The organism is Polaribacter atrinae (assembly GCF_038023995.1).
Classification (GTDB): domain Bacteria; phylum Bacteroidota; class Bacteroidia; order Flavobacteriales; family Flavobacteriaceae; genus Polaribacter; species Polaribacter atrinae.
The window spans coordinates 1,666,238-1,682,937 of record NZ_CP150660.1 but is presented as its reverse complement, the minus strand read 5'-3'; the positions used below and the strand labels follow the sequence as shown (position 1 = coordinate 1,682,937).

The 16,700-nt window shown below is 30.7% G+C and carries 13 protein-coding genes; 3 read left to right on the top strand and 10 right to left on the bottom strand.

Going from position 1 to position 16,700, the window contains the following annotated elements; genetic code table 11:
* Positions 1-20: 20 nt before the first annotated feature.
* From WG945_RS07405 to WG945_RS07390, 4 genes are all read right to left on the bottom strand, one after another.
* A complete protein-coding gene (locus WG945_RS07405) occupies positions 21-977 on the bottom strand; it encodes a PorP/SprF family type IX secretion system membrane protein (protein WP_068448754.1) in 957 nt (318 codons plus the stop codon).
* The gene (locus WG945_RS07400) at positions 974-5,683 is read right to left on the bottom strand and encodes a cadherin-like domain-containing protein (protein ID WP_068448753.1); all 4,710 of its coding nucleotides are present in this window, start codon (positions 5,681-5,683) and stop codon (positions 974-976) included. Before WG945_RS07400 ends, WG945_RS07405 begins: the two co-directional genes overlap by 4 nt.
* 370 nt (positions 5,684-6,053) lie before the next feature.
* Positions 6,054-6,251, bottom strand: coding sequence for a hypothetical protein (locus WG945_RS07395; RefSeq protein WP_068448752.1), 198 nt, complete (start codon positions 6,249-6,251; stop codon positions 6,054-6,056).
* Positions 6,252-6,421: 170 nt separating this feature from the next.
* Entirely contained in the window at positions 6,422-6,628 is a 207-nt protein-coding gene (locus tag WG945_RS07390; RefSeq protein WP_068448751.1) for a hypothetical protein, read from the bottom strand.
* 212 nt (positions 6,629-6,840) lie between these two features.
* On the opposite strand from WG945_RS07390, the gene WG945_RS07385 reads away from it, so the two are divergent.
* Positions 6,841-7,227, top strand: coding sequence for a nucleoside triphosphate pyrophosphohydrolase family protein (locus WG945_RS07385; RefSeq protein ID WP_068448750.1), 387 nt, complete (start codon positions 6,841-6,843; stop codon positions 7,225-7,227).
* Positions 7,228-7,401: 174 nt separating this feature from the next.
* Here WG945_RS07385 and WG945_RS07380 read toward each other — a convergent pair whose 3' ends face one another.
* Positions 7,402-7,884 (bottom strand): ABC transporter ATPase, encoded by a 483-nt coding sequence (locus tag WG945_RS07380; protein WP_068448749.1) that lies wholly within the window; start codon positions 7,882-7,884, stop codon positions 7,402-7,404.
* 90 nt (positions 7,885-7,974) lie between these two features.
* Complete coding sequence (locus WG945_RS07375; protein ID WP_068448748.1) at positions 7,975-8,586, bottom strand: thioredoxin family protein; 612 nt, start codon at positions 8,584-8,586, stop codon at positions 7,975-7,977.
* 214 nt (positions 8,587-8,800) lie between these two features.
* Here WG945_RS07375 and WG945_RS07370 point away from each other — a divergent pair, with 214 nt between their 5' ends.
* Positions 8,801-9,451, top strand: a complete 651-nt coding sequence (locus tag WG945_RS07370) for a hypothetical protein (protein ID WP_068448747.1) — start codon at positions 8,801-8,803, stop codon at positions 9,449-9,451.
* Positions 9,452-9,973, top strand: coding sequence for a nuclear transport factor 2 family protein (locus tag WG945_RS07365; protein ID WP_068448746.1), 522 nt, complete (start codon positions 9,452-9,454; stop codon positions 9,971-9,973).
* Between the two features lie 119 nt (positions 9,974-10,092).
* Here WG945_RS07365 and WG945_RS07360 read toward each other — a convergent pair whose 3' ends face one another.
* The 4 genes from WG945_RS07360 to WG945_RS07345 form a co-directional block, all read right to left on the bottom strand.
* A complete protein-coding gene (locus WG945_RS07360) occupies positions 10,093-10,566 on the bottom strand; it encodes a regulatory protein RecX (RefSeq protein WP_231874580.1) in 474 nt (157 codons plus the stop codon).
* Between the two features lie 73 nt (positions 10,567-10,639).
* Positions 10,640-14,173, bottom strand: a complete 3,534-nt coding sequence (locus tag WG945_RS07355; RefSeq protein WP_068448744.1) for an efflux RND transporter permease subunit — start codon at positions 14,171-14,173, stop codon at positions 10,640-10,642.
* 11 nt (positions 14,174-14,184) lie between these two features.
* Positions 14,185-15,357, bottom strand: coding sequence for an efflux RND transporter periplasmic adaptor subunit (locus WG945_RS07350; RefSeq protein ID WP_068448743.1), 1,173 nt, complete (start codon positions 15,355-15,357; stop codon positions 14,185-14,187).
* Positions 15,358-15,366: 9 nt separating this feature from the next.
* Positions 15,367-16,698, bottom strand: coding sequence for a TolC family protein (locus WG945_RS07345; RefSeq protein WP_068448742.1), 1,332 nt, complete (start codon positions 16,696-16,698; stop codon positions 15,367-15,369).
* Positions 16,699-16,700: the final 2 nt, after the last annotated feature.

The following is a 16,700-nucleotide window of genomic DNA, read 5'->3' as shown; positions in this document are numbered from 1 at the left end:
CTAAAATTAAAGGGAATGCTTTAAAAGTAGCAACGGTTGTGAAACAACCAGCGCGTATTTCTTTTTAAATCTAAATCAAAACTAATTATAACTTCATGAGAGCTTAAGTTGTTTCCGTAATTAGCCAACCTATTATCATAAGAATAACCAATTCTATATTTTTTATTGATAACTAAAGCAAACAATGCACTAAAAGATTCTTTGTAACGATAAGATAAGCCTGCTTCTACTTTTTCTTTATAAATAAAATTAGCATTTAGATCTACAGAAATAGGTAAACTAGGGGTGTATTTTATAATTGTTGAAGGTTTAAATTTTAATTCTTCAGACATCTCATAGATATATCCTGATGCTAAAAAGAAATTATGGTTGCTTATTCCAAAGTTTTCATCAAGGTTTTCTAAGGTTTTAAATTGACTTGATTTTAAAATATTTGGAATAGATAATCCTATAAAAAACTCTTCAGTATAATACAATCCTCCAAATCCAATATTAGGGTAACTTCCGTCTGTTGAAGCATAGATTTCATTGTCAGGTGTTACTCCTCCGGAATAATTATTATTAAAAAAAGTAATTCCACCTTTTAAACCAAAAGATAATCTCTCATAGCGAGATAGAGGTAGGGTATAAGAAGCGTCTAAATTTATGTTATTACTATTTGCTAGGCCTAATTTATCGTTTACTACGGTTACTCCAAAACCTAAGCCAGCTGCTGTTCTTCCGTTTATAGAAAAAGTTTTGGTTTCTGGTGCTCCTTCTATACCCGCCCATTGTTGACGAGCTAATAAAGAGATGCTTAAATCTGCTCTAGAGCCTACAAATGCAGGGTTTATTATCTGCATATTATACATGTATTGTGTATAATGTGGTGTCTGTTGTGCGTAGTTAAGTGTGCTTATAAAAAGAATAATTAAGACACAGATAAAATGCGGTCTATGTTCTATTCTTAGAATTTTTAGGGGATTTTTATAGATCATCTTATTAATTGAATAAAGCTTTTCTTAGGTTTAGTAATACCATCGTTATAATCTAAAGAGTAATAATAGATTCCTTCCGTAACAGGTTTTCCATTGTTCGTACCATCCCACCAAAGTGGATTGTCATTACCGTTGTTATCATAATTAAATATTTGACCTCCCCAACGGTCAATTATTGTTATTCTAAAGTTAGGAAACTCTTCTATTCCAGAGATTTCAAAACGATCACTTTTTCCATCGCCATTTGGCGAAAATAGGTTTGGGTAATCATTGTCTTTTATAGTTCCAATACCAAAGACTATTGATGAAAGGTTAGAAACACCTGTAGATGTTATTTGAACTTCTAGTCGCATTGTTTCTGTGTCTTCATTTATAGTATCATCTACGGTTTGTACATCTTGAGTTATAGAAGTTGAATATGCAGATATTGAAGTGCTTGTATATACTGTATTATAGTCTTCTAAATCACTTGCTGTTTCATTTACCGTTTCTAAGTTAAAATTGATAGGTACAGAATTCTGCATTGGTTCATCAGAATCTGGGTTTACTAGTGAAATTGTAAAAGTTAAAGTACCTCCTTCAATCACTGTTACATCATCTATTATAACTTTTGGTTCTGGGTTCATGTCTAAAATGGTACCCGTTTTTGTTAAATCTTGTGCACCAATATGAGCTGAATTAACCAGACCAAAAACATTTATAAATTCATCTGGTTCATTTATATTATCTAAAAAAGTAGGAATATTAAAAGAGCTTTCTGTATTTGCGTTATTAGGATCTGTTGTTTCATTAATGGTTAAAGATTTATAAAAACTTTGGTAATCTTCTGGACTAATTGCAGTTCCGTCTGTTGTATGTATGTCTATGTAAATTGGTCGTGAAGATGGGTGGCTTAAAGTAACTTTGTATTCTAAATCTTCACCTTCATTACTAATGGCATTGTTCATACTTATTGAAGGTGCATCCTCATTATCTAAAAGAGTACCAACACCACTTATCTCTGTGTTAATAGTATTGTTAGAGGTTACTCTTCCGTTTAAAGTGAATAACTCATCTAACTCATCAATGTTATCATCTAAAGAAGTAATCGTAAACGTCTCTGTATCTGTAAATGGAAGGATCGTTAAGTTTTTTGATGTAACTTGACTATAATCATAAGGGGCAATTGCTACATTGTATTTGTCTGTAGTGTCTGTACCGTCTTCTGTTGAAAAACTAATATTAATTGGTGATGCACTTTGAATTAATGTAGAGTGATCATTCTTTTTAACTAACAAAATTGTGAATTCTAAATCTTCTCCTTCTACAACAGTAACGTTGTCTATAAGTACTTCAATTGCTATAATTTCTCTCCAGTCTCTTTCTTGTGTGTCAGGATCATCTGCGTTAGGGAAATCTGTAGGAACTTGACCGTTTGTAGGGTTTAATAAGTTGTTATTAGTATCATAAGCATCATCTAAACCATCGTTATCGCTGTCTAAATTTTGTGGTGTAATTTCTGCAACTCCATCACTATCTACATCCCAACCTTCTATAGCATCCTCACGAATGTCATTATCAGAATTTAGATCTATATAATCAGGGCTACCATCTCGATCTGTGTTTGTTGGTGTAATTCCGTTAGGGTATGCCGTGTCTATACCTAAAGTATTAATAATACCGTTTGGAGCTTTATAATTTGCTGTTGTTTGTCCTTCAATATTATCTACAATACCGTCTCCGTCTGCATCAATATCTATAAAGTTTGGGAAACCTGTTGCATCCGTATTCAGGAGTGTGTATGTAATTGAAGTTCCGTCTGTATCATTGTTTTCTAGAGTATTATCAAACCCGTTGTTACCAACACTGTTATTTGTTCTACCAGAACGGGTTCTATCTGTTGATGCATTTCCTGCTTCTACAATATCTAAAATACCATCATTATCACTATCTAAATCTAAGTGATTAGCAACACCATCATTGTCAAAATCAAAAAGATCTACAATGCCATCATTATTGGCATCAACTCCAAAATCTATATCTCTATAATTAGGAGTGAAATCTCCGTCATGATCATCTAAAGGATTTAAACCGTTGTATTCATCAATATCTAGAATGCTATCATTATCGTCATCAATATCAACAGCATTTGAAATACCATCATTATCAGAATCTGTTGTGGCACTTACAGCTACAGAACCAGATGAGCTAATAATGTTATTTAATGGATCTGTTGCAGTAAAACTAGAAGTGTTGGTGCCAATACAGTCTTCATAAAAAACAACTGTAAATTGAACGGTAATTGTTTCTCCTTGCATTAAAACGCCAGAAGTACCATTAAAAAAATTAATATCTGAAGTTCCGTTATAGTTAGGGTTTAATACAGGATCTGTTGTTGCTGTTGAGTTTTCTATAAATGGTGTACTAACAGAAACGATATTACCAGAACAAATTTTATTTAAGTCGTCTTGTAAATTTAAGTTCTCTAACTGTACAATGTTACTATTGTTTTTTATGGTAAGTTGAAAAGTAACTTCATCATGTTCTAAAATACCATTAGGAATTTTATTAACCTCTGAAATTGCTTTGTCATTATTGTTTTTAGAGCCAAATAATAATACCATATTAGAGGACGCACAACTACATTGCATTGCAGATGTTACTGGGGCTGTAGATGAATTTGTTGGGTAATACCTATCTAAATGATTCCCTAAACCATCAGACCAATTAACAAAAGAGAATCTTTTGTTGTTAGATGAAGTTGACTCATCAAGTCCGTCTAAATCTCCTTGGGTTTGTGAAAGATCTAATTGATAAAAATTGTTAATACCAGTGGAAGAGAAAGGTTCTGTTAAATAGTAGATTTCTAAAATTACAGTTTCTCCAGGTTCAAGAGAATTATTTGGCATTAATAATTTTGTATTTGTATTTCCGTTATAAGCGGGGTTAATGACAACTGGAGAACCAGAAATCTGAGTAACTTTAAGCTCTTTAAAAACAACACCCTTGTTTAAGAAATCTCCTAAGCCCATATTGTAGTTAATATTATTGGCAGTAGCAGTTCCTTCATTTGTTAAGATAACTCTATTGGTATAATCAAAAGTACCGTCTGGGTTAACACTAGGTTTTGATTCTGGTACATACAAGCCTCCTGCTACAATAGCTTCTGTAGTATGAAAATCTTCAAGTAAAAGACTTGCAGTATGGTTACCTATTGTAGAGGTTACCTCTGCTACATGATTAAAATCTATTCCTGAACCAGAAGGAGTAGGGTTAGGTCTACCACCACAAAAAGGATTTACTGTTACACAAAATTCAATATTTACAGATTGTCTTGGGTATAAGGTAAAATTATCTATCGCATTTTGGTTAAAAAGAGAATTTGATGTAGCATTTAAAAAATCATTATTTACTGCATCTGTATCAAATTCGGTAGGGTATGGGTTGTTTACAAAATCTTGAACAGAAGTAGTATTCACTGTTACACCTTCTATTTGTTCTACACATCCATTGCCATAAATACTATTTAAATCATTTGTTAAATCGATATTTTTTATAAGGTTTTCTGCATGGTAATCTCTAGCAGTACTTTTATTTTGAAGCGTTAAACTATACTTAATTTTGTAGACTCCATTTACTGTGTATCCTTGGTTACAACTAGCTATAGAAGTTATTTCTAGTAAATCGGTGATGTGTTCTACAGTTAAAAATAGGTTTGCAGCATCTGTAAAAGTTCCATCAGAAACAATATACTTAATTACAGGAATATTACCTGTATAGTCTTTAGTAGGAATAAAAGAGTAGCTACCATCTGGTTTAAAAGTGATGCTACCTCCTGCAAAAATGGCTTTTTGATCTGTATTGTAAGTTGTTCCGTTTACAATAAAATTAATAATGGATAATGAGTTATTATCTTGATCATTGTCATTTATAAAAACACCAGGAGCATCAACATTTAAAGTTGTGTTTATGTTTGCTGTATCGTAATCATCTTTTGCATCTGGCGGATATAAATTAATGATTTTTATCGTTAAGTTAGCGGTACTTGTAAAAGCTCCGTCTGAAACGGTATAGTTAATTGTAGGAATTTTGTTATTATAATTAGCAGCAGGTATAAAAGAAAAACTACCATCTTCATTTATGGTAATAGATCCTTCAGTAAAAAAAGCTTTTTCACCTGCATTGTAACTAATGGTATCTATTTTAAACTCTGTAACTAATAGATAACTTTCGTCTTTATCTGTGTCATTGCTTAATATACCTGGCGCATCCACATTAAGTGTTGCGTTTGTTTCAGTTGAGTAACTGTCATCTTTAGCCTCTGGCGAATACAGATTTTCTACTTTAATAGTCAGATTAGCAGAAGCGGTATAAGTACCATCAGAAATTATATAATTAGCTACAAGAGTAATATCATTATAATTAATGGTAGGAATAAAAACAAAACTACCATTTGAATTTATAGTAATTGCTCCATCAGCTAAATTAGCGGTATCTCCTACAGTATATGTATTTCCGTCTATAGAAAATGCTGTAACTTTCAGTTCATCATCATCTATATCGGTATCATTACTTAATAGACCAGCCGTTTCAATTCTTAGTTCTGTATTTGATGTTGTAGTATAACTATCATCTAATGCTACTGGCGCTGTTTGTGCAGAGGTAAATTGATAGAAAAGCAGAAAGAATATAAATATTTTATATGTATTGTATTTAGGGGGTATCATTCTTAGGGGGATTAAATGATTTTAATAAAAAAGTTTAAATATTGTTAGATGATTTTTAGATTTTGAGTAGGAAATAATTTCGACTAAAACCTGTTGTGTTAGCGGCTAGGTTTAAAGAGTTAATCTTTAAAGTAGTATTGTTTTGGGCAGAATCATTATCCTTTTTTGATTCAGGATCTGATAGAGCAAACCTATTGAATAAGAAATAGAATAATAAAAATAGTAGTACAAGGGAAACTACGTATAATATAAATGTATTGGTTTTGTCTTTTTTAGTAGATATCATTCTTAGGGGGATTAAATGATTTTAATATTTTTATTATGTATGCTTATGTTTTGTTTTTTGTGGTCTATAACAAATAGGGTGACTCTAATAAAAACTAGGAACCATCTGAAAATTTTCTTTTGGGCTTAAGTTATTAATGAATACGTTTAAATTATTCGCTAAGAATGAAGTATTTGTTGTATGATAATTATCGTTTTTAGCTACAGAAGATGCTGTAGCAAACTGATAAAAGAGTTTATCAAATACAAGTATCTTGTATTTGTTTTTTTTAGTAGATATCATTCTTTGGGGGGTAAATGATTATGTATGTTTAATATTATGTTGATAAATGTACAGTAAATTATTTTAAATAGTGCACACTTTTATTCTTTAATTCTGCAAAACTATAAAATTTTTATGAATAATAACATTTTATTTTGATTGAAGTGTTTTTTAATTAACTGTACGTAAGGTTATTGTCCCCATAGTATTCTAATAGCAACAAAAACAGCAATAACGATCCCTCCATATAAAAGTACTTTTTTACCAGTACCTTTGTAGTAGCGTTCGTGGTTTTTTATGTCTTTTCTGTAGCTGTAAATCATTAGAGCTACAAAAGAAATGAAAAATAAGATCATAAAAACAATTCTTCCTGTTGTAAAATAAGCATTTAAAAACATAATTTGTATTCTTTATAAATTGTGGATTAATGATAAACAAGAAGCTTTTTATTGTGTCAGAAAGTTTCTATATATTGTCTAACTAAAATTAATAAAATTCTATATTGCAAAATTACAAATTAAATGAAGAACGCCATTGTTTTTGGTGTAACTTCTAAATTGAATATTATTAACTAAATTAAAAAACAACACCGATTAAAAACGAATATATAATGAAAAACAAAATAGCAGCAGTAACTCAATTTCATACCGCTTTTAAAATAAATATGAATCAAAAACCAATTGCAAGTATTGGTAAAGATAGAAACACACTTCGTTTTAATTTAATGAAAGAAGAAAATGAAGAGTATTTAGAGGCTGCAGAAAATAATGATTTGGTTGAGGTTGCAGATGCTTTAGGAGATATGTTGTATATTTTATGTGGAACTATTATAGAACATGGTATGCAAGATAAAATCGAAGAAGTTTTTAATGAAATTCAACGTAGCAACATGAGTAAATTAGGGGCAGATGGTAAACCAATTTACAGAGAAGATGGTAAGGTTTTAAAGGGACCTAATTACTTTAAACCAAATATTGGGGCTATTTTAGAAAAATAGATAGTTTTTAGTTGTATTTTTTATAAAAGACTTCCTTTTAGAGCTTTCTCTAAACTAGAAAAAACAAAACTTGTATCGAGAAGAGTAGTTTCTAAATTACTTCTCGATACGATTTTTTATAAAATTATTTGAACAAGTATTGCGAAAGTCTATTAAATAGCAAAATGTAGCTACTTACAAATACCTATTATACCAGCTTTCTTCAAGAGGAATTTCCCAATTGTTGTCAAAGTCAACTTTAGTGGTAATTAAATTATCAAAAATGATGCTTTTAGCTGTAACAGCTTTGTTTTTAAGTAGTTTTTTAAAGTCTTTTAAATCTTTGTATTGTACGTATTCTCCTTGTTTAAAGCAAGCATTCATTTTATCTAATAACTCTACTTCATATTCTTGTTGTAGTCCTAAGATAAAAGAAACAGAAGCATCTATATCTGAGTTTGTTAAAGTAGCATCTTTATCTTCAGCAAAAAAAACAATAAAACGATTGTATAGGAGTTTGTAAGAAGCTTTAAAGTTTTCATCATCAGATTTCCAGCTTTCTAGAAAAGCTTTTACTTTATTTTCAATTCCTTCAATTTCATTTGGATAAAACTTTCTACTAGAAGGGTATACCCAAACTTTTGCTTCTTCGGTAATTGTGGAATAATCTACAAACATTTATATATAATTTTCACTGCAAATATACAGAAAAGAAAAACCGTAAATCAATTTATTAATTTACGGTTTTAAATTTATTTTTTATTTTATTTATTGTTCTGTAGCAAAAGCCTTTGTAAAAAGTTTTATAAAATCTTCTTGTACATTTTGCCCTTTGTTTTTGTTATACCAAACTTGTAAATCTTCTTTAAACTGTGCATCTATAACACCGTGTTTGGCTTTATAGTCTGCAACCATTTTTGTAGCTTCAGTAGGTCTAGGTCCCCAAGTATTTATAACATTATTGTTTTTATCTAAAGCAACTAATTTAGGTATTGATTTACCTCCATTTGTTAAAAATAAGTTCATTAAATCTTCATGATCATCTCTTAATACCAATTTAAGATCAATAAGACTATTCGTTTCTGCAATTTTATGTATTACAGGAAGGTTTTGAGCAGCGTCTCCACACCAACCTTCTGTAAGTACCAACCAAGTTTGTGGTTCGCTAATTTCTTGCATTTTTGCAATGGTTGATTCAGAAATTTTTATGGTTTTATCTAAACGCTTCATTCTTCTGTCGTTTAACATGCTGTAATTTGTTAAATCTTCAGATTGTTGAGTTCCTGTTGCTTTTCCTTCAGCTAATAAACTACTTACTAAATCTCTATATTCTTTATAAGATAATGTGTCTTGTAAACTTTTTTCAATAATTTTTTTCATCTCCTAATATTTTATGCAAAGGTATTTTTAATGATTAAAAAAAAATGTAACCTTTGTTACAAACTTCTTGTTTTTTATTAATAGTGTATACGAAATAAAACGGATAGCTTACATTTTAATTTTAGGGTCAAAAAAAAGACTTTTGTTACAATTTCCTTAAATAAATAAGAGATGCTATTAAAATGCTTATTTTTACCACTTATTATATAAAATCGTGAAACAAACTATTTATTTACTTCTATCTGTTATTTTATTTTCTTGTGGTAATAAAAAGCAAGAAACTATTAGTACGCTTCAAGAAACACCAAAACTAAGTATTCCTGCACAACATATTTCTGTTGAAGATGTAAAACCTATTTATGAAAAAGAAATAGAAGATTGGCAAGAATTAAAAATGGTAAATTCCTTCATAAAGAAATTCGGAAAAGTATCTCCTAACGAGGCTTTGAGTAATGCATTAGAATTAAGAGATTTAGTAATAAGTTTAAAAGACAGTGTAAAACCAGAAATTTTCGATAATCCTCCTTTTCAAACAAGAATTAACGTTTTACATAATGAGGTGCTGCGTTTGGCAGATTTAACTTTTATACCCGCAATAACTTCAGAAGAAGTTAATTATCAGGTAGATAAAACAATAGCAGCTTTTTCAACGGTAAACTCTAAGATTAATAGCATACTTGCTAAAAAACGTTTCGAAGAAGAAATAGATCTTAAATTCGATTTTATTGGTATAGATTCTACGCAAATGGATAGTATTTCTAAAAAGTCTATCCTGCTAAAAAGACAAGAAGAAGATTCAATAAAAAAGGAAGAGCTCATTAATCCTTCACCAGGAAAGCAAGGTTTTTTAAAGAAAGAATTATAAATGAAAAAATATTTTTTAGTCTTATTGGTATTAATTTCTTTTTATAACTGTACACTTCAAAAAAAGGTCGAGTATTCTCCAACAGTGGTAGTTGTAAAAGCGAACGTAAATACTTTGTTAGATGATTGGCACAAAGCTGCTTCCGAAGCAAATTACGAAGATTATTTTGGTAAAATGGACAGCCTTTCTGTTTTTATTGGCACAGATGCTACAGAAAACTGGAGTAAAACACAATTTGCAGATTTTAGTAAACCTTACTTTGATAAAGGAAAAGCATGGTCTTTTAAACCTTTAGAAAGAAATATTTATGTAAATGAGGCTAAAGATTTTGTTTGGTTTGATGAGTTGTTAACTACTTGGATGGGGACTTGTAGAGGTTCTGGGGTCTTAGAGAAAAAGCAGAATGTTTGGAAAATTAAACACTATGTCTTGTCTGTAGAAATACCAAATAATGATATACAAGCCGTTATTTTGGCAAAGAAAAAAAGTGATTCTCTCTTTTTAAGTACACTTAATAAATAGTATTAGAAGCTATTTCCTGCTTTTCACTATATCTTTTTGCAGAAAAAGCAAAAAGGATGCCGTTTCAATCAGGGCTAAACATATCTGTAAGCTGTTGGCTATTTAAGTGTTAATTATTGTTAAGAAACCACTTCGGTAACCACTTTAAAAATCAATTCATTTTCAAAACCCTTTCTCATTAAAAAGCCAATTAATTTTTGCTTTCGTTTATATATGTCAGGTTCAGAAATTACTTCATTTCTATTTTCTGTAATGGTGTAGATGGTTGTTAAATATTCTTTTTCGTCAATTTCTTTTAAGGCTGTTTTTATATTGTAAGCAGATATGTTTCTAAATTTTAATTCTCTTACAATGCGTTGTTTTCCCCAAGATTTAATTCTAAATTTTCCACGTGCAAAACTTTTAGCAAAGCGCTCTTCATTTAAAAAGTTATCTTTCATTAAACTTAATAAAATCATTTCTCTGGCTTCGGGAATTAGATTGTATTCATGCATTTTTTGTTCTACCTCTTTGTGACATCTATCTTGATAAACACAATAGTTTTCTAATTTGCGTTTTAGTTCATCAACCGTAAAAGACTTCTTTTTTATCATTGGTTCGAAAATACAAAAAGAGATGAAATTATATGAATTTCATCTCTTTTTTATAAAAATATATGTTTAAAATTTAGAATTGATTCTTTTCATCTATTCTTTTATCAGCTGTAAACACTTCTTGAGGAACCATTTCCTTAGAAGCTGTTTTAGTTCTAATCCACATTTTAAATAATGTAACTAAGTAGAATAAAACAGGCACCACAATTAGCGTTAAAAAGGTTGCTATTAATAAACCATAAATAACGGTCCAAGCTAACGGTCCCCAGAAAACAACGTTATCTCCACCCATGTAAATATGCGGATTGTATTCTGTAAATAGACTAAAGAAGTTAATGTTTAAGCCAATTGCTAGCGGTATTAATCCTAAAATGGTTGTAATTGCAGTTAATAAAACAGGTCTTAAACGTGCTCTACCAGCATTTACAATTGCTTCGAATAACATTTGTTTGTCTAAATAATCTTCGTGGTCTATTTCTAATTCACCTTTCTTTCTGTCAATTAACAATTGTGCGTAATCTAATAGTACAACTCCATTGTTTACTACAATTCCGGCTAATGAGATAATTCCCATCATGGTCATCATAATTACAAAAGAACTACCAGAAATAACGATACCTCCAAAAACACCAATAAAGCTTAAGAAAATTGCCAACATGATAATTCCTGGTTTAGAAACCGAGTTGAATTGGAAAATTAAAATAAAGAAAATTAACGCTAATCCTGTAAAGAATGCACCAACTAAAAATAACATTTGTTTGTTTTGTTCTTCTAATTGACCGGTATAATCAATTTTTATTCCTTTAGGTAAATCTTTAAAGTTTTTCATTTCTTCTCTAATTTTACCAACAACAGCTCCAGCATCAGTTTCTCCTGGAGACAATGCAGAATAAACAGTAACAACTCTTCTAACATCTTTGTGCTTAATTGCGCTAAAACCAGAATTGTTAGATTGTGTTGCTACAGTAGAAACCGGAATTTCTTTTATTTTTCCAGAAGCCATATCTCTAAAGATAATATTCTGATTAAAAATAGCACTTTTATTGTATCTATCTTCTTTATTAAAACGAACGTAGATATCATAATCATCACCATCTTCTTTGTAAACACCTGCTTTGTTTCCAAAAATAGAAGCTCTTAATTGTTGTCCAACTTGTCCTGTAGAAACGCCTAGTTCTCCCGCTTTTTTACGGTCTACGATCACTTCCATCCCGGGTTTGTCTCTGTTAACATCAATCTTTAATTCATCAATACCAGAAATACTTTTTGTATTGATAAAATCTCGCATTCTTTGCGCTACATGAATTAATTCTGCATAATCATCACCTTCAATTTCAATATTAATAGGAGATCCGGCTGGTGGTCCGTTTGCATCTTTTTCAACAGAAATTAAAACTCCAGGATAAATACCCACTAAAGCAGTTTGTACTTTCTGACGCATTATCTCACTATCTAAGCCTCTTCTATACTTGTATTCTCTCATAGAAGCGGTTACTTTTCCTTTGTGAGGCATTTCTGCAGCAGAACCACCATCGGTTTGTGGGTTTCCCGCACCTTCACCAACTTGAGAAATTAAGCTTTCTACCATAAAATTATAGTCGCCATCCATATACTCATCAGCATATAAAACGCCTTCTACCTTTTCTTCAATTTGTTTGGTAATTGCATTTGTTTTTTGAATATCTGTTCCTTCAGGGTATTCTATATAAACAATTATCTGATTTGGCTTATTGTCAGGGAAAAATTCAACCTTAGTTCTTTGAGTACCTAAAGACCAACCAAAAGCAATAAATGAAGCAAATAAAAGAATAGTGGTACCAATTACTAAAAAGTAAGGAGTTTTACCTCTTAAAGAAAAACGCAAACTACTTTCGTACCATCTTTCTAAAACAGGCAATACTTTAGTTTGAAAGCTATTAGCCCATCCTCTTAAGAATAAACGATATACCCAAAGCATTACTGCTACAAAAATCATTAATGCACCAATGGCACTGTAAGTTCCGCCTGCAATTAAAATTAAGATTCCTATTGCCGTCATAACACCTGTTACGATTGCAATTTTTTTAATAGGCATGTCTACATCTTCTACACTCATAAATTGAGAAACCAATACAGAGTTAAAGAATATTGCAACTAATAACGATGAACCTAAAACGGTAGATAACGTAATTGGTAATAAAACCATAAAATCTCCCATTACACCAGGCCAAAGACCTAAAGGTATAAATGCGGCAACGGTTGTTGCGGTAGAAATGATAATAGGGAATGCAATTTCGCTAATTCCTTTTTTGGCGGCATCAATTCTATTCATGCCTTCTTCGTCCATTAAACGATATACGTTTTCGACGACGACAATTCCGTTATCTACCAGCATTCCCAGTCCCATAATTAATCCGAAAAGAATCATGGTGTTCATAGTGTAACCTAACAAGTTTAAAATCATTAAAGACATAAACATAGACATTGGTATGGCAAAACCAACAAATACGGCATTTTTAAATCCTAAGAAAAACATTAAAACAGTTACCACTAAAATAACCCCAAAAATAATGTTGTTTACTAAATCGTCTACCTGACCGATGGTTTTGTTAGATTGATCGTTGGTAATGGTAACACTTAAATCACGAGGGAAATAATTATCAATAGCATCGCTTACAATTACTTGTATTTGCTCTGAAGCTGCAACCATATTTTCTCCAGCACGTTTTTTAACATCTAACATTACAACCTCTTGTCCTCTTTCTCTAGCGAATGTTGTTTTGTCTTTGTCTTTAAAAGAAACGGTTGCTACGTCTTTTAAATATATGGGATTGTCGAATTCAGATTTTATTACAAAATTTTCTAAATCATTTGGTTTGTCAATTTCACCAATAATTCTTACAGTTCTTCTTTGTCCAGAGGTAATAAAGTTACCAGCAGACATGGTTACGTTTCCGTTGCTAATTGCAGAAGTTATGTCGTTAAAACTAACTTTTGCAGCCATCATTTTATAAATATCTACAGCAACTTCTACTTCTTTTTCTTGAGCTCCTCTAATATCGGCTTTTTTAATTTCAGCTAAATCCTCAATATCATCTTGTAAATATTCTGCAAATTCTTTTAATTTATGAATAGGGTAGTCTCCAGAAATATTAATATTTAAGATTGCTATTTCTTCAGACATACTTAAATTAAAAACATTCGGTTCTACCTTAGCGTCATTAAAAGTTGGCCAATCTTCACTTGATGTTTCTGTAGAAAGTTCATCTTTAACTTTTTGCTTGGCAAGTTCTACGGTAATGTTTTCATCAAACTCAACAATTACCATAGAGTAATCTTCTTGAGAGGTTGAGGTAACTTCTACCACATTACTAATTGTCTTTACCTTATCTTCTATAGGATCTGTAATTAGTTTTTCTATATCTTCTGCTGTATTACCGGGATAAGCAGTACTAATATAGATCTTCGTTTCTTTAACTTCAGGGAAATTCTCTCGAGCCATACTTAAATAAGCAGAAATACCGTAGAAAAATAAAACTGCCATTAGTACGTAAATGGTTGTTTTATTATGAATTGCCCAAGCAGATAATTTAAACTCCTTATCGACTTGTTTTTTTTGTTTTGTCATCGTTACTATTTTTATTTATTGATAACTTTAACTGTTTGTCCGTTATTTACACTACGAGCACCTTCATCAATAATTTCTGTTCCAGCAGGCAAGTTTTCTAAAACTTCAATAAAATTTCCTTGTGTTTTACCTGTTTTAATAACAACTCTTTCTGCAATTGCTTCGTTGTTTGATTTTTTATCTTTAATGGTGTACACAAATTGTTCTCCATTTGCGTTTTCAGATATAATACTTTGTGGAATTAAAATAGCTTTTACATCTGTGTAGTCATTAACCTTAAGTTTTGCTGTTAAGTTTGGTTTTACATTTCCACTTTTATTTTCAACAGGAACTTCAATTTTAAAAGATCTATTATTTGGGTTGATAAAACTACCCACTTGTCTTACTTTACTTTCTACACTTGTACCAAGTACAGGGAATTCTATTTGAACTTCTTTGTTTTTTTGAATACTTGATATATATCTTTCTGGCACTTCTGCTTCTACATACATATTGTCTAAGTTTACAATTCTAAAAACTTCAGAACCTTGACCAGGAGCAATTACAGTTCCAGCTTCTTTCATAACGTCATCTATAACTCCAGAAAATGGAGCTCTAATAGATGCTTTAGTTTGTTGACTTTTTAATTGTTTTAGAGAGTTTCTTTGAGATTCGTAATTTGTTTTTGTTTGTAAAAACTGTATTTCTGACCCTATTTTTTGTTCCCACAAACGTTGTTGACGCTCATAAGTTGTTTTTGCTAACTGTGTGGTAGCTTCTAACTGTGCAACTTGGTTTCCTAAACCTCCATCATCTATTGTAGCTAATAGTTGTCCTTTAGTTACCTTTTGACCTTCTTTAACATAAACCTTCTGTAAAATTCCAGGCATTTCTGGGTAAATTAGAATGTTTTGTTTCGTTTTTACATTTCCTTGAATTTCTAAGTAATGTTTAAAAATTACCTCTTTTGCTGTAAAAGTGGTGATTAAAGGAAATTTTTTAAGTGTATCTTTTTCTGAAATAGCAGTGTTTATAGCTTCTAAATCTGCATTTATAGCTTCTAATTTTTCTGTAATTTCTTTCTTTTTTGCTGTTAATTCCTTTAGGTCTCCTACAGAAATTATGGCTGCAACTGATGTTGGTTTTTGCTCTCCGCAAGAGATTAAAACAAGTACGATTGCTAATAATGAATATATTTTTTTCATGCCTGGTTGTTATTTAATTGGGGTGTTTAATGCGTTTTCTAATGCTGCTTTTTTAGCAATTACATCTAGCATAGATTGGATGTAGGTTTGTTGTTGTGAGTAAAGTTGATTCTGTGCCTGTAATAAATCAAAACTTGTAGAGATTCCTTCAAAAAATTTAATTCTTTGTTTTTTCTCTATTCTTTCTGCTAAACCAACATTCTTTTTAGCAGTGCTGTAGTTTTCAATACTTAATTGATATTCGCTTTTAGCTTTTTCTGCTAATAATTCTAAACGTTGTTTGGTTTCTTCTAACCTAATATCAGCTGTTTCTAACGCGATTTTTGCTTGTTTTGTTTTAGAACTTCTACCTAAACTACTAAATATAGGAATGTTTAAGCTTACTCCTAAAAGAGAAGACTCAAACCATTTTTGATCATTTTTAAAGAAAGTAAAAGTGTCTGAGTAACCAGAATATCCGTAGTTTACAAAAGCAGATAAGCTAGGGAGTGCTTTACTTTGCTCTAGTCTAACTAGTAAACGTTTTGATTCTCTATCATTTTCTGCAATTTTAAAATCGATATGATTAGAAAAACTAAAATCTTCTGATACTAAACTTAAATTAATATTACTTTCGGTTAATGAATCTAAAGAATCTGTTAGAGTAAGCACTGTTTCAATTGGTGCTCCTAAAGAAAGGTTTAGCATTTTATAAGCTATTTCTTTCATTCGTTTAACACTGTTTAATTGACTTTTTAAGTTTCCTAAAGTAATTTCTAGTTGCTCTACGTCTTCTTCTTCATTAAATCCGTTTTCATAGATTTTTTTAGCGTCACTTAAATTTTTTTCAAGAATTTTAATGTTCCCTTCTAAAATGCTAATACTATTTTCTGCTACTAATACATTTCCGTATGCATTTATAACAGTTTCTCTAGTTAACAGTTCTGTTTTTTCGTTTGCCTGTTTAGATATTTTTAAATAGGTTCTAGAGGCTTGCAATCCAACTAAATAAGATCCGTCAAAAATTAATTGATTTAAAGTAATAAAGCCGTTTAAACTTTGTTTGGTTCCAAAAACTAGTTCGTCTTCGGTTCCGTCTCCATCAATATCAATTAAACTTACTTGTTGTTTTATCCAGTTTTGATAATCTACTGCAGCACTAATTTGAGGCAAACCTGTTGCGGTTGTTTCCCATACTTTTTCTTTAGCAGATTTAATATCATTTTTAGAAGCTTTGGTATTATAGCTATTTTCAATAGCAAAATTTATAGCTTCTTTTAATGATAAGGTCATTGTTTTTTCTTGTGCATTTGCAATAAAGAAGAAACAGGTACTTATGCATACCAGAATTGTTTTTTTCATGT